Annotated in this window: 16 protein-coding genes; 8 read left to right on the plus strand and 8 right to left on the minus strand. The window is 44.4% G+C overall.

Annotation, left to right across the window (positions count from 1 at the left end; all coding sequences use genetic code 11):
• Nucleotides 1-84: 84 nt before the first annotated feature.
• Nucleotides 85-582, minus strand: coding sequence for a response regulator (locus AB4486_RS08175; protein ID WP_017065410.1), 498 nt, complete (start codon nt 580-582; stop codon nt 85-87).
• The gene (locus AB4486_RS08180; protein WP_372116924.1) at nt 575-2518 is read right to left on the minus strand and encodes an ATP-binding protein; all 1944 of its coding nucleotides are present in this window, start codon (nt 2516-2518) and stop codon (nt 575-577) included. Before AB4486_RS08180 ends, AB4486_RS08175 begins: the two co-directional genes overlap by 8 nt.
• Nucleotides 2519-2701: 183 nt before the next feature.
• Between AB4486_RS08180 and AB4486_RS08185 the strand changes: the two genes are divergently transcribed.
• From AB4486_RS08185 to AB4486_RS08200, 4 genes are all read left to right on the plus strand, one after another.
• Nucleotides 2702-3964: a DUF945 family protein gene (locus AB4486_RS08185; RefSeq protein ID WP_372116926.1), complete on the plus strand. Its 1263-nt coding sequence runs from the start codon at nt 2702-2704 to the stop codon at nt 3962-3964.
• Nucleotides 3965-4127: 163 nt separating this feature from the next.
• Nucleotides 4128-5222: a 3-phosphoserine/phosphohydroxythreonine transaminase gene (gene serC / locus AB4486_RS08190; protein ID WP_017065411.1), complete on the plus strand. Its 1095-nt coding sequence runs from the start codon at nt 4128-4130 to the stop codon at nt 5220-5222.
• 375 nt (nt 5223-5597) lie between these two features.
• Nucleotides 5598-6722 (plus strand): extracellular solute-binding protein, encoded by a 1125-nt coding sequence (locus AB4486_RS08195; protein WP_372116929.1) that lies wholly within the window; start codon nt 5598-5600, stop codon nt 6720-6722.
• A gap of 20 nt (nt 6723-6742) precedes the next feature.
• On the plus strand, nt 6743-8632 hold the full coding sequence (locus AB4486_RS08200; RefSeq protein WP_372116931.1) for a GGDEF domain-containing protein: 1890 nt from the start codon (nt 6743-6745) through the stop codon (nt 8630-8632).
• 211 nt (nt 8633-8843) lie between these two features.
• Here AB4486_RS08200 and AB4486_RS08205 read toward each other — a convergent pair whose 3' ends face one another.
• Complete coding sequence (locus AB4486_RS08205; RefSeq protein WP_017060409.1) at nt 8844-9560, minus strand: 3'-5' exonuclease; 717 nt, start codon at nt 9558-9560, stop codon at nt 8844-8846.
• Nucleotides 9561-9565: 5 nt separating this feature from the next.
• Nucleotides 9566-11455, minus strand: a complete 1890-nt coding sequence (locus AB4486_RS08210) for a DUF294 nucleotidyltransferase-like domain-containing protein (protein WP_048609207.1) — start codon at nt 11453-11455, stop codon at nt 9566-9568.
• A 150-nt stretch (nt 11456-11605) separates the two neighbouring features.
• Between AB4486_RS08210 and AB4486_RS08215 the strand changes: the two genes are divergently transcribed.
• The gene (locus AB4486_RS08215; RefSeq protein ID WP_052878179.1) at nt 11606-12247 is read left to right on the plus strand and encodes an outer membrane beta-barrel protein; all 642 of its coding nucleotides are present in this window, start codon (nt 11606-11608) and stop codon (nt 12245-12247) included.
• 123 nt (nt 12248-12370) lie between these two features.
• On the opposite strand, the gene AB4486_RS08220 is transcribed toward AB4486_RS08215, so the two are convergent.
• From AB4486_RS08220 to AB4486_RS08230, 3 genes are all read right to left on the minus strand, one after another.
• On the minus strand, nt 12371-13561 hold the full coding sequence (locus tag AB4486_RS08220) for an amino acid aminotransferase (protein ID WP_019822582.1): 1191 nt from the start codon (nt 13559-13561) through the stop codon (nt 12371-12373).
• 202 nt (nt 13562-13763) lie between these two features.
• Nucleotides 13764-15305 carry an HD-GYP domain-containing protein gene (locus AB4486_RS08225; protein WP_102428577.1) on the minus strand — a complete coding sequence of 514 codons (1542 nt, stop codon included), beginning with the start codon at nt 15303-15305 and terminating at the stop codon, nt 13764-13766.
• A 249-nt stretch (nt 15306-15554) separates the two neighbouring features.
• Complete coding sequence (locus AB4486_RS08230) at nt 15555-15854, minus strand: hypothetical protein (RefSeq protein ID WP_017060414.1); 300 nt, start codon at nt 15852-15854, stop codon at nt 15555-15557.
• A gap of 218 nt (nt 15855-16072) precedes the next feature.
• Here AB4486_RS08230 and AB4486_RS08235 point away from each other — a divergent pair, with 218 nt between their 5' ends.
• Nucleotides 16073-17476, plus strand: coding sequence for a PLP-dependent aminotransferase family protein (locus AB4486_RS08235; RefSeq protein WP_017065418.1), 1404 nt, complete (start codon nt 16073-16075; stop codon nt 17474-17476).
• A 127-nt stretch (nt 17477-17603) separates the two neighbouring features.
• Nucleotides 17604-17810, plus strand: coding sequence for a hypothetical protein (locus AB4486_RS08240; protein ID WP_004734707.1), 207 nt, complete (start codon nt 17604-17606; stop codon nt 17808-17810).
• A 133-nt stretch (nt 17811-17943) separates the two neighbouring features.
• Here AB4486_RS08240 and asnS read toward each other — a convergent pair whose 3' ends face one another.
• On the minus strand, nt 17944-19344 hold the full coding sequence (asnS, locus tag AB4486_RS08245) for an asparagine--tRNA ligase (RefSeq protein ID WP_017060416.1): 1401 nt from the start codon (nt 19342-19344) through the stop codon (nt 17944-17946).
• Nucleotides 19345-19901: 557 nt separating this feature from the next.
• Here asnS and AB4486_RS08250 point away from each other — a divergent pair.
• A complete protein-coding gene (locus AB4486_RS08250; protein WP_017068770.1) occupies nt 19902-21392 on the plus strand; it encodes a SulP family inorganic anion transporter in 1491 nt (496 codons plus the stop codon).
• Nucleotides 21393-21511: the final 119 nt, after the last annotated feature.

A 21511-nucleotide genomic window follows, 5' to 3' on the forward strand; every position in this document is an offset into this window, starting at 1 on the left:
GAGCGAATTATCCAAAATTTGTATACATTCGGAAGGTTTTTATATCGGATGACGCTATTCTCAGTATCCATTAACCAATCAGTGCTATTCACCAAAACTGGTGCGTTTATCCGCCATTGAAGTCAGTATGCGCTCGGTATCTAAGATGGAAGTCCAGTTTAGCAATTGCTTGTCGTTGGCAATGACATAGTCAGTCAATTGTTGAGTAATCGTGTCTCTCAGTTGGTCGCCTTGCCAAGGTTTTGAAATATAGAAATCAAGTGCTGCGTTGTTAATGGCTGTGACGGTATCTTCTAGCCCAGCTTGCCCGGTGAGCAACAGCTTACGCGTTGGTTTAGTAGCGTCGTGTTGGTTGAGTTCGATCAGAAAATCAATGCCGGTTTCTTCTGGCATGATGTGGTCGCATAAGATTAACGCGAGCTTAATACCATCTTGTCCCATTTCTTTGATTACTTGCTTGGCTTCATCGACCGACTCTGCACCTTCAACCAGAAAGTTCTCTTCAAATATCGCCAAGTCCTGAAGGACACTATTGAGAACTTCAGGTTCATCATCGACACATAAAATTAGGTACTTATTCATGAGGTGCTCCTTCTTGTTTGAATGGAAGCCACACTTGCATGTTTGTATGGCTGCCTACCTCTGACTCCACCAAAATAAACCCTTGATGAGCCGAAACGATTTGTTGAGAAATGGATAACCCAATCCCTAAACCAAAGTTGCCTTCTTTTTTAGTCGTGAAATTTGGGTTGAAAATGGTGTTGATGTCTTCTTTGGCAATGCCGTGGCCAGTATCGGAGATTTGCACCACAAGAAACGCGTCGTCGCCTTTTGTCTGTTGAGAAGTGGTGATGGTCACTTTTCCTCGTTCAGATAGGGCATCGAGCGCATTGGAGATAAGGTTGGTCCACACTTGTTGCAGCGAGAGCGACTGGCACAATAAAGGCGGTAAGTCGGTATCGTAATGCTTTTCGAGTTGGTGGTGTTTAAGCCTGTTTTCGAAGATCACTAAGGTATCTTCAAGCCCTTCGTGGATATCTGTGTAGTGGCGAACTTCTTCATCTTCTCTAGCATAGCTTTTTAAGCTTTTGACCATATCGGCAATACGCTTGCTGCACACTTGAATTGAGCGGATAGAGTTTCCAACATAATGGTAATGTTCTAAGTCATTGAGCAGCTCTTTGCCTGCGACAGGGGACGCCTTTAATGTGTTTAGAACCGTAGAGTCTTGGCTTAGGTTTAGTCTCACGGCTTTTTTTGCTAAAGCACGGTCATTAATCGTCGACGTAAGATGCTTTACGAGCTGTCTTTCTTGGGCTGTTGATAGTGGCTTAGCTAACTTTGAATGTGCCAGTACGTCAGTCCCTTTATTGGACTCTGGAACGGATAGGTATGCCAATATTTGGTCGAGATGGTCTGACAGAGTTTCGATGCTTCTTAATATGGCAGCAATCGGGTTATTCAGCTCATGTGCGACTCCCGCGACTAGCTGCCCGAGCATCGCCATTTTCTCTTTCTCGATCAGTTGTTGATGTGCAGACTCTAATGATTCTAGTGTCTGCTGCAGTTTGATCTTATTGGTGATGCTGCGTTGCAAACGTCGATTAAAATGACGGAGCAATAGATTGGTAAATAAAGGCAGCAGGGTATTGTTTGAATGCATCACCTGAGCAAAGCTATCTTTATCCAGTTTGATAACGCGAGTCAGCGTTAGGGTGATCGCCGTAGAAAACGAAGGCTCGCCTGTTACAAATGACATCCCGCCAACAATGTTCCCTTTGGAGTGACGTACCACTTCCCGCTGTTGCCCAAGTTCATCTTTCTTATAAAGAGCTGCTTCACCCTCAATGATCAGCCATAAAAAGCGATTGTCTTCGCCTTCCACAGTGAGTAGATGCTCGGGGGAATAGTCACGAATGGCCTTAGTTTTGTCATCTTTTGAAAACACATCTTGTAAGGCACTGACGACACGTTCTGCAAGGGCATTATCAGAAAGCTGGTGGTAGTCGTGAATGAAACCCGATTGGAAAGAGTGAATCTTTTGCTCAATGTGCGCTCTGAGTAAGCGTTGTTGATCCAATGCATCGCTGTAAGAGAGCAGGTTTTCTGAGTCGTATTGGATAACAAAAGAGGTCAGCTCTTTTTGCGCTGATTTGAACAGAACCTGATCTTGAACCGGTTTGGTTAAACAGTGGTTGAGCCTACCTTCATTCACAGCGGTTAAAATGGATTGAATGTCTGACGAAGCGCTGACTAATATCGTTCTTGCGGTATTACTATGGGGCAGCTGTTGAAGTTCAATCAGGAATTGCACGCCATTAAATTCAGAATGATGATGAGTGATCACCAAGGCAACGGTTTGGTTGTGATCATGAATATCTTCTAATGCGTGATGTGCGTCTTCTATGTTCTCGGCAGTATAAATATCGAATACAGAAGCCAACGGAGCCAGCTCCGAACGTATTCTTTCAATGCTAACCGGATTATTGTCCAAACAGATAACAGCGTATTGATTCACAGCTCAACCTTAATAGTAGCGACGTCTTTAGCCTAGCAAGAACCGCCGAATAAGGATGAGAGCTAGCCGTTAATTTATTGAGGCAATCGAAGTATCGAGCAATAGACTGATTTAACTCAATGTTTCTTGTTTGCTACTGATGGGTTAGACTAAAAAAAATAGACACGTGTAGAAAGAGAACTCATGGAACAGTTAAGAAAAATTGGTGCTATTGGCGGAGCAATCTCACTGGCACTTTGTTGGCCGCTAGCGGTTGGGCAAATTGGACAAAATGCGATTACCGATGGCGTTGCAAAGCTTAACAATTCAAGCATTCAAGCTGAGATCGTGGAATACGATAGAGGTTACTTGTCTTCCAACGTAACCACTCGTTTAACTGTGACGGATGAAAACCTGAAAGAGCAACTTGCGATTGATGGGTTGCCGAGTGAGTTTGTCATAAATAGTGCGGTTAGCCATGGTTTGGTGAGTCTAAATGCACTGTCGACGTTTGAGAATACCGATATTCTGCCTTTAACTCTGACCACTAGTACTGAGCTAAACGGCAACACTGACTTTAACTTTGAGTTAAGCCAGTTCAATCACCAAGGTTCTGATGAGAATGGGACTTCGGTCTCGATCACTAAATCGAATCTTTCTGGCCATGCGACTGTTTTAGGCCAAGTTGATTACGAGCTTTCAATCCCTTCAGTTCAAATTGATTTTGAAACCGGTGAAGAGGTAACGCTGTCTAATCTGAAAGGTGTGGGTTCAGGCCAACAAGCGAAAGGCTACTGGTTAGGTACTCAGAATTTTACTATCGATAGCTTCTTGGTTTCAGATTCTGCAATGCAGCCTTTCATGACCATTGAAAATTCTAAGTACGATTTTGAATCACATCTAGATGAAGCAACTAAGCGTCTGCGCAGCAACCTCAAGCTGGATATCGCAAACATCGAGACCAGTGAAGGCCAGTTGAACAACCTAAACGTCGATTTTGAAATGTCGAAGTTGGATAGCGAGTCGTTTGAGAAAATCTTTGAGATTTACCAATCTAATCCTGTGATGACGCAAGAAGACGTTGCAGAGATCATTCCATTTATCGATATCCTGTTTGCTAAAGGTTTCGACCTTTCAATGAACAACATGTCGTTAGAGTTAGGTAAGGGACAGTTCGAATCTAAGTGGTTGGTGAGCGTGCCGGAAGGGACCGAAAACATCAGCAGCAACCCTTCGATGATCATGCCTGCATTAACGGGCAACGTTCACTCTAGCTTCTCAAATGAACTTGTTGAAGAGTATCCATTCATCCGTGAAGGTATCGATGAATTGCTTGTGATGGAAATGATCAAGGAAACAGACAGTGGTTATGAAATCAGCGCTGACTTAGAAAATGGAAACCTAGTGTTCGAAAATGGAAAAGAAATTCCATTAATCGCTCTACTTATGCCGGTTTTTGTTCAATAAACAGAGCAGGCGTGAATACTGATAGGGTGATTTAGCAGGTTAAGCTTAAACATTTTATACGGTACAAAACAAAAGAGGTCTTAAGACCTCTTTTGTTGTTTTTATGTTGGGTAAAACATGGTATTACTTGCATAGTTATTATTTAGCAGGAGCAATCATCCCCATGGAACTTACATTAGATAACGTATTCAACTTCAGTGCTGGCCCAGCTGCACTGCCTAAACCGGTAATGAAACAAGCGCAAGCGGACTTTATTGATTGGAATGGTTTAGGGACTTCCGTGATGGAAATCAGCCATCGCAGCAAGGAATTTATTCAAGTTGCTGACGAGTCCGAACAGGACCTACGTGATCTTCTGAACATCCCAGACAACTACAAAGTTCTTTTCTGTCAGGGGGGCGCTCGTGCTCAATTCGCTGCTGTTCCTCTAAACCTTTTAGGTGATGCGACGAAAGCGACTTACATTGATGCGGGTTACTGGGCAGAAAGTGCAGTGACTGAAGCGAGCAAATATTGCGAAATCGATGTATTCAACGCGAAGACGTCAATTGATGGTAAAGCAGCGGTTGTTCCAGCTAAAGATTGGAAAATTGACCCGGAAGCTGCGTATGTACATTTCTGTCCGAATGAAACCATCGATGGTATTGAAATCAGCGAGCTTCCTCAAACGGATAAGCCAATCGTAGCGGATATGTCATCTAACATTCTGTCTCGTAAGATTGATGTGTCTCAGTACGGTGTTATCTACGCGGGCGCGCAAAAGAATATCGGCCCTGCGGGTATCTGCATTGCAATCGTACGTGATGATCTACTCGAACTCGCAAACGACGTGTTGCCGAGTATTCTGAACTACAAAGTACTTGCTGAAAAAGACTCAATGTTCAACACACCACCAACCTACGCTTGGTACCTATCAGGCCTTGTGTTCAAGTGGCTGAAAGCTCAAGGTGGCGTTGAAGCGATGGAGTTGGTGAACAAAGAGAAAGCAGCGCTGCTTTACGATGCAATCGATAGCTCAGCTTTCTACAAAAACGATGTTCACACTGCAAACCGTTCTAGAATGAACGTGCCGTTCCAACTAGCGAAACCTGAGTTAGATGGCAAGTTCCTAGAATTGGCTGATGCTGCAGGTCTGAAATCACTGAAAGGCCATAGAGCAGTAGGTGGAATGAGAGCTTCACTTTACAACGCAATGTCTCTGGAAGGCGTTCAAGCGCTGGTTAGCTTCATGAAAGATTTCGAAGAGAAATACGCTTAATCGATGATAGGGCTTTGACTGATAAATTGCTTATTTGATTTTTATTGTGTCGAATGCACCGAACGAGATAGATGCCGCTTTTGCGGCATTTTTTTTGTCGTTAATAATAAAGGGTATGGTATGTTGATTTATTGTAAGAACAGTCATCCAGAGATATGACGGATGTATCAGAATGAGCAGACCTTTCTCTTAAAGCGAGAGTATCAACTGTTATTTAGGCACTTTTTACTATATAACGTGTCGCCCAAAGCTAGGTCTCTAATCATGAGCAGTGAGCGATAAGCCGCATCGCCCGGTTTATTGATGGGCGATTAAAATCCAACGTCTAATTTTTACCACAAGGAACCAAGTGTGAGGTTATTTAGTCTATTTGCGATGCTATTTCCGGCCGTTGCTTGTTCGTCCACACTTGAAATATGGGCTGGTATTAATTATGAAACGGCCGATTATGTAAAAGAACATATCGAAGCGATGACTGATCATCGTGTAGAAACTCGTTCGTTTGACGTCAACAGTATTCGTTCTGAACTGCTTGTTGCTGATCCTAGAGACAATACCTTTCCCGACGCCATCTGGGTTCCTTCTGACTTCTTAGGTCTAACTGAATATATCGATTTAGCGACGCTTCCTGATGCTTGGGTCGATACCCAACGCTATGAGAAAAAAGCGCTTGATGCAGTGGTCATCAACGGTGAGCTTAAGGCGTTACCGGTTGGTATTGGAAACCAAGTCGTTCTGTATTCGAGCAAGCCTCAAGCGCAAGTCGTGACATGGGAGAGCCTAATTGAACGCTCTGCTCAGTCCGATCAAGTGAGCGTGCTTTTTCCCAATCCAAACATGTACTTCTATCTAGCTTTCTATCAGCTTTTTTCTGAAGACTTATTATCGTCGAAGAATGTTAATGGTGAAGGGTTAGTTGCTATCTTTGATTTCATCGACATGTTGCAGCAGAAAAAAGTCATCGAATCATCGTGCAGCGATATTTGCGCGAGGCAGAGGTTCATCAATGGGGAAGTCGAGTTTTTGATTGACGGTGATTGGGCGTTCAGCGAACTCGATGCCGCCTTTGGTCGAGATTTGTACATCAATTCGTTGCCGACCTATCGTGGTGAAAGTATGTCTTCATTTAGTGGCGCAAAGGTTTTTGCTGTCACGGAAAAAGGCATGCAAAACCCAGATAAGAAATTGGCTTTGAAAGAAGTCGTTCAATACCTGCAATCAAACAGTTTCACCTATTTAGCTCACTCGAGTGCCATGGTTTCGCCGTTTTATGAGGTTAATCAACGCCGTGTTGAGGAAGGTAACCAGACACTTTCAAATATGTACGATGAGTTTCAAGCATCGCAAATGATGTCGAGTGACTACAAGATGGCGATCGTTTGGGAGGCATCGGCTCGGGCGTATCAGCGTTACAAGTCAGGGATGCCAAAGAGTGAACTGCATAAGTTTTACAATGATTTTGTTCAATATTACTCGGCGAATATGAGGGTAAGAGATTGAAGCTATCATTAAAATACACCATGGGCTTGGTGTTGCTGGCTTGCTCAATGCTTCCTGTTTACCTAGCGGGACAGTTGATTCTCAATAAACAAAACCAAAGTTCTTTAGAGCAAAAAGAAACCAAGCTGGACAACTCTACGACCGGTATTCGTCAAACCGTACAAGAGCAAATTAAGCTGACGGCGAGCCTAACTCAATGGTATTCGCATGACCGATCATTGATTAAAGCGGGTGGTAATATCTTTTTCTCGAGTGTTGTTTGGGACAAGATGGATAGCTTCAATGCGCTAGCGGAGAGTGTGTCCGCGACTTATATTCTGGACCAAAACTGGAAGCCCATTTATGACAGCAAAGGCAGCTTGTACCATTTTGAGCAGAGCCAGTTATTAGAAAGCTTGAAGCGTCCTCAATCGGTTTATGGGCAAGGGAAATTGTTCCACACCGAGTTTACCGAAACTGAAGTGGCGGATAATGCCGCTGCAGGTATCGCTTTTGTCGCGCCGATTTTACCTTATCGTTTGATAGAAGGTTCTACATACACGCCGCAGGGTTATCTTGTGGTTCTTATGGGGTATGACAGACTTAAGACTAAAGTGACGCCTTTCCTTTATCAAAATGAGTCGGTTGAGTTTAACTATATTGGTTCAACGGATGCTCAATCTTCTGAACAAAGTGCGAACATTATCTCTATCGACAGCACATTCTTTACCGACAAATTGGTACTGAACGTCAAACATCATATTTCCGACAGTGAGCGTTTATTAGAGATGCAACAAGCTCAGGTGGTCTTTGTCAGAATATTGGTGGCGACGCTTGCCATCTCGATTGTGTTTGCTCTGTTCCTAAGCCGCTGGTTCTCAGGGCAGTTAAACTTGTTGGCTGAATCTGTTACGTCGTATTCGCATAACCAGTCACCGACTCATAGTGTGGATGAACATCGTTTTACAGAGTTCGTCACGCTGAGTCGTTTATTGGAAACCTTGTGGGGTCGCATACAATATCAAGTCCGTGAGCTTACCGAAAGTAACGATAAACTCGAAAGATTTAATGTTCAGCTAGAGGACTTAGTCGAAGAGAAAACCAGCAAGTTAACTAATTCGCTCGCGCGTGAAGAATCCCAGAAGCATCGTATTTTGAAGATCGTTCAGTTTGCATCATCAAGACACGCGGCTGAATATCGGTTGATTCCTCAAATGGTCGATCAAGAGTTAAAGACATTACTTGTTCAACATTCGATTCAGTTTCATTTTAACCGGACTGGCGAGGCTGACCTGATACTCTGTGACTCACAGGGGACGGCGATCGGGTATTTTTGTTCAAGTTCATTTGATGTCCTCAGTGAAGAAGATCTTCTGATTTTTGACATGTACCAAAAACAGTTAGCTGGTTGGCTAGAGCTCGAAAATATTACACGGATTAACATGCCGACTGGCTGTTTGAATCGTAAAGCTTTTAATGAAGATCTCGAATTCAGTAAACGCAGCATTAACGACAATCAAAATCAGATTTCTTTGATCATTATTGATATCAATGGCTTGAAAACGACCAATGATGTTCATGGGCATGAGACCGGGGATAAGCTGATACAGCGCTGCGTAGACGTAATCAGCCACGAATTGACACCTGCCAGTAATCTATACCGTTTGGGTGGAGATGAATTTGCGGTGCTTACCTTAACGTCTGGTGAGTCGAGTTCGCTCAATGTCGCAAAGATGACTGAGCAGTTGTACATTGCTCAGGAGCAACAGGCAATCGAGACTAAAGCGGGTATCTCTATTCCTGTCAGATTCTCGATTGGTGCAGCCTCTAGTGATTCAACAGACGTTGAGCAATTGTTCTCAGTCGCTGATGAGAATATGTATCAGCAAAAGCGTCTTTATTACCAAACGTTGTCTGTGGTTGGGAAGTAATAATGCCAATCACGCTGACAAATAGCGATCACGATTTTCGACGTCCATTAGAGCGGAACTGCTGCGGTGTGACGTTATAATATGTTTAAACGCTTATGGGAAATGCGCTTAGTCGGGCCAACCGTTGCTTAAACACAGACGATAAAAATGAAAAAGCCCACCAATGGAAAGTTGATGGGCTTTGTGTTTGTATTTAGCTTACGTAACTCAGCTAGAGCCAGAAACTCTTCAGAGGCATCTCAGAGTCAAAGTGATGAGCAATTTGCGCTTGGAGTAGCTCAGCGGTCGCAATAGCGTCAGTTAATGCATGATGCGGCGTGTAGTCGGGCAGATGGTATCGACGACGACTCTGACCCAGTCTCACTGAAGCTGGCTTCTTACCTTTCAGCTTGTTCCACAAGCCGCCAGCCAGTTTATTTTGGATCTGAGATTCAATCTCCAGCGTGTCGAGGACTGGGAACTCAATGCCTTCACCGAGTCGCACTTTCAATGCATTGTCCAAAAAGTCACGTTCGATACGACGATAGTGAACCACAGGGATATGTCCCGCCATTGATTCTAAGATCTCGCCCAACACTTCGCTAAGGTCTGGCGCATCAATGATGTCATTGTGAGTGATGCCATGAATCACGACAGACTCTTCTTCAAGTTTCTGTTTTGGTCTTAGAGTCCAGTGTTTGGCTTGTCGCAAGTAGATGCGATTGAGCGTAAATGGCACTAAACCAATGGTAATGATGCCGTCTTTGTTTGGGTTTAACCCCGTTGTCTCAAAGTCGACAGCCAAAAACATCACTTCTGAAAGTGGCGTATCAGGCGCAGGAAGAGGCTGGCTATAAAAGTGCTTTAAGCGCTCGTCTCTCGCTCGTTCAAGCTTCTGAGCAAACTTAAATGGCCAATCGACCGCAGGTGATCTGAATAGTTTGTTCATAGGCCCTACTTAAACTTGTTGCTGGCTTGATAACGGAACTTAAGGAAGTTTTGCGCATTACTTAATATTTGGAATGCATCCTTTAGGTTACGTCGTTCGAAGTCAGACAGGTTCTCTGGCTCGATGTTGTTATCAGGCTCGATGTTGTTGTCGACATCGTGTGCTTGGTGGCGAATACGAACCAGAGAGATAAACTCCATCGCATCTTTCAAATCTTGAGCTCGGCCTTTTGGCAGAATACCGGCGTCAATAATGTCATCTAAGCGTTCGAACGAGTTCTTAGAGCGAGACGCTACCGCGAGCGAGTGAACACGAATCAAATCGGCGAGTGGCGCAGTACCACGACGCTTAAGGTTGATAGAGTTGTTGTGACGGCCATCTTTCTCCATCACGAAATCTTTGAAGAAGCCGAGCGGAGGTGTACGGTTGAGTGCGTTACGTGCAAGACACGCCAAGAAGCGATTGTTCTTACGTGCGCGTCGAACAATAAAGCTGTTCAATTGCTCGGCCCATTTTAGACGACCATAAACGCCATCTAAGTCAAAGAAGATTGAAGCATTCAACAGGGCTTTCGGGTTTGGATCATCAATCCAATCGGCAAAGCACTCTTCCCATTGGCGACGAGTCATACGCCACGTTGGGTTAGTTGCCATGATGTCACCAGTACAGTACACATAGCCACATTGGTCTAAGCCATCACAAATGAAGGTCGATAGCTCTTCAAAGTACTTACCGTGCTTTTTCTCGTCGTAGGTATCATCAAGAATGATTGCGTTATCTTGGTCTGTAACCAGCAACTGCTCATCACGCCCCATAGAGCCGAGTGCGAGGAAACAGTAAGGAATAGGCGCCTTGCCCAATTTCTCTTCACCCAGTTCGATAATTCGCTGCTTAAAGCTACGACCAATTACCGACATTGCAGTACCCACCATGTGGGCGTTGGCATCTTCGTTAACTAAGCGCACAAAGCTGTCTTTCACTTGCTCGGAAAGCACCTTTAGATCTTCAATGCTTTGTTGTTGGAAGATGCTGCTTACCAATAACAGCGAGTTTTGAGATTCGTAACGAACAATATCGGTCGCTTCGATAATACCAATCGGCTTCTTATCTTTGAGTACTGGTAAATGATGCACGTTATAGCGAAGCATGGTCATCATAGCTTCGTATACGTAAGCATTATGGTCGAGTGAGATAACCTCTGGTGTCATTACGCTGGATACTTCATCCGATGGATCGAGACCTTCGGCGAGGACTCGCGTACACAAATCTCGGTCGGTGATGATGCCAATCACGGGTGTTGAGTCATCTTCATCATCTTCAACGATATCTGGGTCGATGATCAGCAAAGAGGAAACATTATCTTGTGCCATCATGGTCGCAGCTTGCTGAATCGTGCGCGTTTTTTCGATCATTGGCGCTTCGCTGGTCAGTAGCGTTTTAACCTTGGATGTTGTTAGGTCGTTAGCGTCGTTGCTGTCTGAGTTGGCTTGGCGCAGTCGTGCGTTATCTTCTACTTCTACGAAATCGGCAAAAGAGTCGTAGTTGTCGTAGAGCTCTTGGAAGATAGGCTCAGGAATACAGTAGAGTAGGGTGTCTTCAGTCGCTTTAACTGGGAAACGCACCTTGTTGTTGGTCAGTAGGCCCATTTGACCGAACAGGTGACCTTCATCCAGGCGGTTATAGAGTTCGCCTTTACGACGGTAGACTTCGACTTCGCCACTTCGAACGATGTATAAGTCATGAATTTGATCACCAAAGTGAATGATAGGGGTATCTTGGCGGTAATAAGAAATTTCCACGCTACTGGTCACTTTCGCCAACATCTCCTCAGGGAGTTCTGTGAAAGGGGGGTATTGTGCCAGAAAGTTTTGAATCTCTAATAACTCAGCATCCATAATGATCATCCATTGGTTTGTATGATTTCATGGTACAACATTTGATAATATTTTGCCGTCACAAATCAATCTGTGAGCTAAAACCTTTTTAAAGTCTTATGGATAGACTAACCTTTCAATTAATGGAGTGACAGTTTAAGGATGATAGGAATGTCGAAGTGGAAGCTTAGTTTTGTATCTGCGGTTTTTATGTTTTCTCCAAGTTTGTGGGCGGACACTAACGCGGTGGATATTTTGGATTACGACCATATTTATGCCACGGCGCATTCGGGCAGTTTAAATGAAGATGCAGGCAGTAATAACAATGCCTCGTCGTATGGATTAGGCGTCAGTTACGCGATGACGGATGATTGGTTGTTGCTGGGAGACTACAGCGCACGCTTTATTCACCCTGATGACACCACAACTCGAATTGATACGCTGATGCCAGGTGTTGGTTACCGTTACAGCATTAAGAAAGATTTAGATATAGTGGCTTACTACCTGCTTGGTATCACTAAGGGTAAGGTTGAAAATAATGACACCAACCAAACTGAATCTTCAGACACTGAGTTCATCCAAGGGGTAAAAGCTGAGCTTAACTATGGCTTTGCGAAACGTTGGATTGCCAATGGCAGTGTGCAAGTGAACCGAAGTGACCTGTTTGATGAAGAGATCTATCACTTAGGTTTACGTTATCTAGTGACCAACAAGTTTGCGATTGGTGGGTCATACCAACATCGAGATGGTGAAGGTAAAATTCGTAGCGAACGAACCAATGAGTTGGGTGTAGAGTTTTTCTTAGAGTATTAACTTACAAAGTATCTAAACCTGAAAGTCGAGACACAAAAAAGCCAGCTTAATTGCTGGCTTTTGCATATCTATCGGTCTGCAAGAGCAGGTTTCTGGTCTGTAAATACAGGTTTCACTTTACGATTAAAGAACCGCAGCGATACCTTTACATAGAGGACCCATGTTCGACTTAGTCATACCAGCAACACTGATACGGCCAGAGCCAACAATGTAGATTGCGAATTCGTCTTTTAGGCGAGTTACTTGCTCTTTGCTTAGACCTGAGAAAGAGAACATGCCGTTTTGACGTTCGATGAATGTGAAGTCTGCATCAACACCTTCAGATTTCAGTGTTGTTACGAATAGCTCACGCATCTCTTGGATACGGTCACGCATTTCTGCTACTTCTGCTTCCCATTCAGCACGTAGATCAGCATCACCAAGGATGTGAGTAACGACAGCACTGCCGTGCGCTGGTGGGTTAGAGTAGATAGAGCGAATAATGCTCTTAACTTGAGAGAACGCTGTTGTTGCTACGTCTGCAGATTCTGCAACCAGAGTGAATGCACCAACACGCTCGTTGTACAAGCCGAAGTTCTTAGAGAACGAGCTAGCAACAAGGATCTCTTTGTTGTATTGAGCAAAAATACGTAGGCCAGCAGCATCTTCTTCAACGCCTTTTGCAAAACCTTGGTAAGCAAAATCGAATAGAGGCAGCAGTTTTTTCTCAGCAACCAGCTTAGCAAGAACTTCCCACTCTTCAGTTGTTGGGTCGATACCTGTTGGGTTGTGACAGCAGCCGTGAAGAAGAACGATATCGCCTTCAGAAGCTTTCTCTAGGTCAGCAACCATGCCTGCGAAGTCTTTGTCTTTTGTTTCAGCGTTGTAGTAGCTGTATTGAGCTGTCTCGATACCCGCAGCAGCGAAAACGCCGTTGTGGTTTGCCCAAGTTGGGTTACTGATCCAGATTTTTACATCGCCCAGTTGGCGCTTGATGAATTCACCCGCTACGCGAAGTGCACCTGTACCACCTGGAGCTTGTGCTGTTTTAGCGCGTTGAGATGCAACGATCTCTGCGTCTGAACCGAAAAGAAGTTTCTGAACCGCTAGACCGTATTCAGCCGTACCTTCAATCGTTAGGTAAGATTTGGTTTTTTCGTTTTCAAGAAGTGCAGCTTCTGCTTTCTTTACTGTTTTAAGTACAGGCGTTTGACCATCTTCATTTTTGTAGATGCCAACACCAAGGTTGATTTTCTCTGCACGAGAGTCTTTTTTAAACTCTTCAGTAAGGCCGAGGATAGGATCGGCGGGAGCAGCTAACACTTTTTCAAACATAATCTTCATCCATGTCAATTGAGAGGGGATAGTATCTATGGGTAGTTATACCTGTATGGAATTTTTAAGACAATACGAAGTGAACAGAAAGGCTAAAAAAAATCCATTTCAATCAGATTTATTGACTAAAGAGGGTATTTGATAACAAAACACCCTACGGATTAACCTATAGAGTGCAAGAAGTTAGTGGTTTTTGAATAGATTACGCTGGTTGAGCAATAAAGCTTTCGCGCTCGAGTTCACTGGCTACATTTTTGCCATCTTTGTAGGTCGCGGCAATTGAAACAAACGCTTGTTCAACTGCTAGAAAAGCTTGGATAACTTGCGGATCAAAATGCGTCCCATTGCCCTCTAAGATGATCTGTTTGGCTTGTTCATGAGTAAAGGCTGGCTTGTAAACGCGTTTCGATATTAGCGCATCATAAACATCGGCCAACGCCATCAAACGGCCAGATAACGGGATATCTTCACCAGACAACTGATTAGGATAACCACTGCCATTCCATTTCTCGTGGTGAGTGAGAGATATCTCCTTTGCGACTCTTAAGAAAGAGCTACTTCCCAACTGCTTTTCTGCAATAGATAACGCTTCAGCCCCAATCGCGGGGTGACCTTTCATTATCTCAAACTCTTCGTCCGTCAATTTGCCCGGCTTCAATAACACACTATCAGGAACACCTACTTTGCCCACGTCGTGCAAAGGCGCAGATTTGTAGAGCAACTCGATGTAGTTTGGAGTTAACAAGCTTGAGTGGGTTTCTGATTTGCTGAGCTCTTGTGCGAGCACCTTGACGTACTCTTGAGTTCTTAGGATATGTGCGCCCGTTTCATTGTCTCGAGATTCAGCCAATGCCGATAAGCTCACAATGGCCACGTCACGTGTGGTTTTCACTTCGTTTTGCGCGGTTTCAAGGCTATCAAGCATGGTATTGGTCATAGATGCCATTGATCCAAGCTCGTTGTAGCCGAAAATAGGTAAGCGAACGCCTTGCTCGCCATTGGTGACTTTGTTTAATGCGTGCTCTTGGCTTAGGAGAATACGCTTAATTAGCTTGCTCCAAAGCGTCATGATGGTTATCGCGTAGCCACCCAGTACCACAGCCAAATAAATAAACTCTTTGATCACGCTGATCTTGCCGGTGCCATCCAATAAGCGGTCAGGGTTGTGTTCTAGCCAGAAGATGTCTTTGACAGCAATCATCGTCAACATAGTCGTCAGTGTTACCAGAAGCACGATAACCAAGCCTATCATCTGCTTGACCAGTGAACTTCTTTCACCAACCAGTTGGAAGTCGAATTGTCCAGTCGTCTCCATTTTATCCATTTGGCTGAGCTTGGCATTCAATTGAAGAATGGTTCCGGTAAAGAAGCCGAATAGACTCATGCCAAACAGCACCTTCAAATTACTATCTATGGTGAATTCATAGCTTAAGTTGTAGTAGAGCGCGAAAGGCACACTTGCAGCAAAAAATAGCAGGGTATCGAGTTGCGCGAATCGGCCTTGCTTGACCAAGGTATGTTGCGCCAATGGGTAACGACGTGCGAGCCATAATAAGATAAACACAATACTGACTTGTGTGAAAATCTCTAACGTCGTTAAGCTATCGAGCATAGGGCACACCCGACTGCCATAGGTGCCAAACAGCACGCCAGCAATGACGTATAACTTAGTCGTTAGCGATTGATTGTAATTTGAAGTATCCATCGGTAAGCCTTTGTTCTCATTCTTATTAGATTTACGCATTCATTGATTCACGACTTTAAAATTGCGAATGATTAGCATAAGTGACGTGAATAAGACCGGAAATTCTATCGATAGCTTTCGTGGATTGATACAAGAAACTGGTTTGTGTTAGAGATTTGTTAGCTAGGTGGGGGTTATTGCAGCATTTTTATGAAGATACTTGAATAGCCTCGGTCGAGGTTCGAGGCTATTCAGTCTGTGTACTGGTTAGAATCGCGAGTGATTGAGTTTGCTATCTACTTTACCCCGTTACTTTTTGAGATTGATTTCAGCTTCGATTGAGCCGGTTTCAATCTCAGGGTGAGACGCTAGTTTGTCTGCAGCCCATTGGTTGATGTGTTTCAGAATAGCAGACACCGCGTGTTTTTCCGTTGGTGCTTGGTCTTGTTCGACATCGATCTTTTGCTTTGGATGTGAGCCTGTCGCATCTTCAGCAATATGGAGCCAATCTGGGTGCCAGTAATATGGCTGACCGCTCGGTGTTGTCCAACTGTGAACACCGTTTGACTCTCCTTTATAACTTAATTGGTCTGCTTCTATTTTTTTCATTGTTATCTCGCATGTTTTTGGGTTACATCAAATTATTGAGGTAGAAAGCCAACTTAGCTCCTACCTTGGGTACAAACTTAGCAAAGCTTACAAAGTTATCTGTGAACCAATTCACACTATTGTGGAAATTAGGTGCGATCATATGGATAGCAGCAATAGTTGTTGGCGTAAGTGATAAAATCACCGGCTCACAGAATTTCTTTAGGTAGTACAATTAGATGGCGCGTTATGAAGAGCTTGCAAAGGATATTCGAACTCAGATAGCCAACAATACGTGGCGATCCGGAGAGAAGATCCCTTCGGTACGCATGAGTTGTCGAAATTACAACGTCAGCAATAGTACTGTCTTACAAGCCTACCAGTTGCTAGAAAGCGAAGGGTGGATCATCGCTAAACCTCAGTCGGGCTACTTTGTAGCGCCAAGGCTGGACGGCGTTGACTACGCACAGCCACTCGTTAGTGAAAAGAAAGCCATTAATGACCGCTTATTTGATTTCTTGAAGTCGAGTTCAGCCGAAGGTGTGATTCCTTTCGGCTCTGCATTCCCAGATCCCGACCTTTTCCCGTTACCTACCTTGACTCGAAACCTTGCCAGCGCGGGTAGGAAGATGACTGGCGCGAGTGTGATAAATAATTTACCACCGGGCAGTGAGTCCTTGAGAAGGCAAATCGCACAGCGTTATCTGCAGCAAGGGATCACGGTTAATCATCAAGACATCGTGATTACGTCGGGTGCTATGGAGGCGCTCAACTTGAGCCTGCAAACGGTCACCAAGTCGGGTGATAACGTCGTGATTGAGTCTCCCGCATTCTATGGTGCTCTGCAGGCTGTCGAGAGGCTCGGGCTTAACCCGATCGAAGTGGACGTCTGCCCAATCAATGGGTTGAATATAGAGCAGTTTGAAAACGCGCTACAAAACCAAGATGTTAAAGCGTGTTGGCTGATGACGACTTTTCAAAACCCAACGGGAACCAGTTTGTCGGAACAGGCAAAGCGCCGTGTGGTAGAGATTGCAGAACAGCATGGAACCTACATTATTGAAGATGACGTGTATGGCGATCTTTATTACGAAGGGCATAAGCCGAAGCCACTAAAGGCCTTCGATAAGACAGATTCCGTCTTGCTTTGTGGGTCGTATTCAAAAAGTTTGTGTCCTGGTTATCGAGTAGGGTGGGTTGTGAACACGCGTTTTAACGACGCGATTCAAAAGTTACAGCTTCTTTCTACGTTATCGAGTAGCGCTCCTGTTCAACTTGGTGTCGCTCATTTCTTAACGCATGAAAGCTACGACAATCACCTTCGTAAACTGCGTAAAAACCTTGTCGTCAGGAAAGAGCGATTTATCGATGTCATTAAGCAGTACTTTCCGCATTCAATAGAGATTGAAGAGCCGGCTGGTGGTTACTTGATATGGATTCGCTTTTCTGAAAAATTCGACAGCCAACAGTTTCATCAACTGGCTATCGAACAAGGTATTAGCGTTGCATCTGGCGATCTGTTTAGTGAGCATGGCAGAGTGGATAACGCGATACGATTGAACTTCTCTTATGAACTGACAGAAGAGAAAGAACAGGCGCTCATCTGGCTTGGCAAACTGGCACATCAACTTACGCACTCGTAAAACCTTAAGTCCCTCATAAAAAAGACAATCATTCCAACTGTACGGGTTGTTTGTGGGGTAACTGTACGCCTAATTGACCAAAGAGTTGTGATTCAATAACGGTAGACCAAATATTGGAGATACCGTTATGTTGAAAATGACTATGGGAAATGAAGTTAAGCTGATTATTGTCGCTATTGTGTGTGCGCTTCTGCTTATTCTCGGCCACGTACTGCTGGCAAAAGCATTCGCTGATATGGCGTGGGCGGAATACACCACTGCCGCGATCCCATTCGTTATGATGGCAATTTGCGGTCTTGCAATAAAATACGCTATCGACCAAGATGTGGATTAGCTTTTGAAATAATGAGTCTCAGATAGTGGCACGCAGAAGCATCTGGACTCGTTTTATTCCGAACATAAAAAAACCTCCGCAAGTGCGGAGGTTTTTGTTTGTTCTTAACTTTTAATATCGAATAGGTTTCGAATTAGAAGTTTGCAGAGCGTGGTGTACGTGGGAATGGAATCACGTCACGAACGTTACCCATACCTGTTACGTAAGATACTAGACGCTCGAAACCAAGACCGAAACCAGCGTGTGGCACTGTACCGTATTTACGTAGGTCGCGGTACCAGCTCATGTGCTCAGGGTCGATACCCATAGCAATCATACGCTCGTCTAGAATGTCTAGACGCTCTTCACGTTGTGCACCACCGATGATTTCACCGATGCCTGGTGCAAGTACGTCCATTGCTGCAACTGTTTTGCCGTCGTCGTTTAAGCGCATGTAGAAAGCTTTGATGTCTTTCGGGTAGTTCTTAACGATAACAGGTGCTTTGAAGTGCTCTTCAGCTAGGTAACGCTCATGCTCAGAAGACATGTCGATGCCCCACTCAACGTCAAACTCAAATTTCTTACCAGAGTCTAGTAGGATTTGGATTGCGTCAGTGTAGTCAACTTGTGCGAAGTCAGCGTCAACGAATTGCTCTAGACGAGTAATTGCTTGCTTGTCGATGCGAGAAGCGAAGAATTCAAGGTCGTCGCGGCGCTCTTCAAGAACAGCAGCGAAAACGTACTTAAGCATGTCTTCAGCCAGTTTCGCTACATCGTTAAGGTCTGCAAACGCAACTTCAGGCTCAACCATCCAGAACTCAGCTAGGTGGCGGCTTGTGTTTGAGTTTTCAGCACGGAACGTAGGACCGAACGTGTAAACCTTGCTTAGTGCACAAGCATAAGCTTCAGCATTAAGTTGGCCAGATACTGTTAGGAACGTCTCTTTACCGAAAAAATCTTCGTTGAAGTCTACGTCGCCTTTTTCAGTGCGTGGTAGGTTTTCCATGTCTAGCGTAGAAACACGGAACATTTCACCAGCGCCTTCTGCATCAGATGCAGTAATAAGCGGAGCAGAAGTCCAGAAGAAACCTTGCTCGTGGTAGAAACGGTGAATCGCTTGAGATAGACAGTTACGTACACGTGCTACTGCGCCAATCACGTTTGTACGTGGACGTAGGTGAGCAACTTCACGAAGGTACTCGATAGAGTGACGCGTCTTAGCCATTGGGTAAGTGTCAGCGTCTTCAACCCAGCCTACAACTTTAACGTCAGTTGCTGCTAGTTCGAAGTCTTGACCTTTCGCAGGAGACTCAACAATCTTACCCGTTACTTCAACAGAGCAGCCAGTTGTTAGCTTTAATACTTCGTTTTCGTAATTATTAAGATTATTAGGAACCACGGCCTGAATCGGGTCGAAACAAGAGCCGTCATAAATGGCAAGGAAAGAGATTCCAGCTTTGGAATCACGACGTGAACGGATCCAGCCGCGAACAGTTACTTCACTGTCTACCGCTAGCTTGCCGCCAAGTACGTCTGTTACAGGCGCGTAAGTCATGTTGATTTCATTCTCCATTGAGGGACAAATTCAACTCAAAGTCTCTGGCATTGCTGCAAATAAATATACATTTGCACAATAATTAGCCGAAACATTAAGTTGTATAAACTTTTTAAATCGATTGAACATATTACCTGTCATACCGACAGCTTCAACCTTTATTCTTGCTTGGTGAAAGAAATATTGTGTCTACTGACGATAAATAGGTTTGAGGGTGTGTTTTTTGTTCGATCTTAGCGTCAGCCTTACCTTTCACCCTATGTGAGCTGCTGAACGAGCATGGCGTAATCGAAACCTTTGTTTTCAATAATGGGAGTGTGATTGTGTTGAGACTCACTCTATATTGGCGCGGATTCAGTCATTTTGGACTTGATCACCTTCTTAATTTCCCACTAAAGTACAAGAGGAGTTTAATATCTACGTGTTAATTACGCCGCCTTAACCCCTGCATTCTCTCTACACCCGCACTTTTCGAGCGCTCGCTCATTCAAGAAAAACAGTCGATCAAATTATGTCTCAACAAGGCAGGACTGGCTGTACAAGTAAAAGAGAATTACATGCTTAATTATTTAAAAAAACACTGGTTATCAAACGTTAAAGGAGATTCATTATCTGGGATTGTGGTTGCACTCGCATTGATCCCTGAAGCCATCGCATTTTCAATTATTGCAGGCGTTGACCCTAAAGTAGGGCTCTATGCCTCGTTCTGTATTTGTGTCGTCACTGCTTTGGTTGGCAGTCGTCCGGGAATGATTTCCGGTGCAACAGGCGCTATGGCGCTACTAATGGTCACTTTAGTGAGAGAGCACGGACTAGAATATCTACTCGCCGCTTCATTTCTAGCTGGCGTCATTCAGATCGCAGCTGGTTATCTCAAGCTTGGTAACCTGATGAATTTCGTTTCCAAATCGGTGATTACTGGATTTGTTAACGCGCTCGCCATTCTAATTTTCATGGCCCAACTTCCTGAATTAATCAACGTCCCTTCAAGCGTTTACGTGTTAGTCGCTTTGGGTTTGGCGATCATTTATCTGCTTCCTTATTTCCCCAAGTTTGGTCGCGCAATACCTTCTCCACTGGTCGCGATTGTTACCCTGACAATCATTAGTTTGCTCTTCGGCTTAGATGTGAGAACGATTGGCGATATGGGCAAGCTTCCCGATTCACTGCCTGTGTTCTTGATTCCTAATATTCCATTCACGTTTGAGACGCTTGCAACCATCCTGCCATATTCGATTGCTCTGTCTCTGGTTGGCTTGTTGGAATCCTTGATGACAGCGACCATAGTCGATGACCTGACTGATACTGAAAGCAATAAAAACAATGAGTGTAAAGGGCAGGGCGTTGCGAACATCGTGGCTTCCCTTTTTGGTGGAATGGCGGGCTGCGCAATGATCGGTCAGTCGATCATTAACATCAAATCAGGTGGCTTAACCCGATTGTCCAGCATGATCGCTGGGGTGGTTTTGTTGCTAATGGTGGTGTTTGTTTCTGATTGGTTGAAGCTGATACCGATGGCCGCTTTAGTGTCTGTGATGATCATGGTTTCTATCGGCACATTCTCATGGCGTTCCATTGTTGAGCTTAAAGATCACACACTGCCAACCAATGTAACCATGCTAGCAACCGTGGCGGTGGTGGTGTTTACTCATAACTTAGCGATAGGTGTTGCGGTTGGCGTGGTGCTGTCGGCTCTGTTTTATGCACATGCCAGCAAATCCATGGTGTTTATATCCGATGAAGTCGTGACAAACGAAATGCACACCATTCACCGAGTAAAAGGCCATGTCTTCTTTGCTTCGTCAGATGCGTTTGTCGACTTATTTGATTATGACAACGCGACCTCTTTAGTGACCATCGATATATCGGATGCGTCATTCTTAGATAATACCTCGGTCGAGGCGCTTGATAAGGTTGTGTTCAAGTTCCGTAAAAAAGGGGCTTACGTTGAAGTGTCAGGAATGGATAGCGTGAGTGCGAACCTGATAGTCAAACACGCGATGTATCACAAGCATAAAGACTTAACCGCGGTTTCCATTACGCACTAATCTTGGTTTAAGGTACTTTTAAAGCCTGAAAGCCTGAAAGCCTGAAAGCCTGAAAGCCTGAACTAGACATTGTTATGAAGTTAAAGCGCTCATTGTTGAGTAATGCCGATCAGTTAAAG

It is taken from the genome of Vibrio sp. 10N.222.55.C6, assembly GCF_041473395.1.
Taxonomy (GTDB): domain Bacteria; phylum Pseudomonadota; class Gammaproteobacteria; order Enterobacterales; family Vibrionaceae; genus Vibrio; species Vibrio crassostreae_C.

Bases quoted from the DNA above. Each gene is read 5' to 3' on its own strand.
- AB4486_RS08200 (WP_372116931.1), top strand. From the start codon at position 6,743: ATGGGCTTGGTGTTGCTGGCTTGCTCAATGCTTCCTGTTTACCTAGCG.
- AB4486_RS08205 (WP_017060409.1), bottom strand. From the start codon at position 9,560: ATGAACAAACTATTCAGATCACCTGCGGTCGATTGGCCATTTAAGTTT.
- AB4486_RS08225 (WP_102428577.1), bottom strand. From the start codon at position 15,305: ATGCGTAAATCTAATAAGAATGAGAACAAAGGCTTACCGATGGATACT.
- AB4486_RS08175 (WP_017065410.1), bottom strand. From the start codon at position 582: ATGAATAAGTACCTAATTTTATGTGTCGATGATGAACCTGAAGTTCTC.
- AB4486_RS08230 (WP_017060414.1), bottom strand. From the start codon at position 15,854: ATGAAAAAAATAGAAGCAGACCAATTAAGTTATAAAGGAGAGTCAAAC.
- AB4486_RS08215 (WP_052878179.1), top strand. From the start codon at position 11,606: ATGTCGAAGTGGAAGCTTAGTTTTGTATCTGCGGTTTTTATGTTTTCT.
- AB4486_RS08240 (WP_004734707.1), top strand. From the start codon at position 17,604: ATGTTGAAAATGACTATGGGAAATGAAGTTAAGCTGATTATTGTCGCT.
- AB4486_RS08195 (WP_372116929.1), top strand. From the start codon at position 5,598: ATGCTATTTCCGGCCGTTGCTTGTTCGTCCACACTTGAAATATGGGCT.
- asnS (WP_017060416.1), bottom strand. From the start codon at position 19,344: ATGACTTACGCGCCTGTAACAGACGTACTTGGCGGCAAGCTAGCGGTA.
- AB4486_RS08220 (WP_019822582.1), bottom strand. From the start codon at position 13,561: ATGTTTGAAAAAGTGTTAGCTGCTCCCGCCGATCCTATCCTCGGCCTT.
- AB4486_RS08250 (WP_017068770.1), top strand. From the start codon at position 19,902: ATGCTTAATTATTTAAAAAAACACTGGTTATCAAACGTTAAAGGAGAT.
- AB4486_RS08235 (WP_017065418.1), top strand. From the start codon at position 16,073: ATGGCGCGTTATGAAGAGCTTGCAAAGGATATTCGAACTCAGATAGCC.
- AB4486_RS08185 (WP_372116926.1), top strand. From the start codon at position 2,702: ATGGAACAGTTAAGAAAAATTGGTGCTATTGGCGGAGCAATCTCACTG.
- AB4486_RS08210 (WP_048609207.1), bottom strand. From the start codon at position 11,455: ATGGATGCTGAGTTATTAGAGATTCAAAACTTTCTGGCACAATACCCC.
- serC (WP_017065411.1), top strand. From the start codon at position 4,128: ATGGAACTTACATTAGATAACGTATTCAACTTCAGTGCTGGCCCAGCT.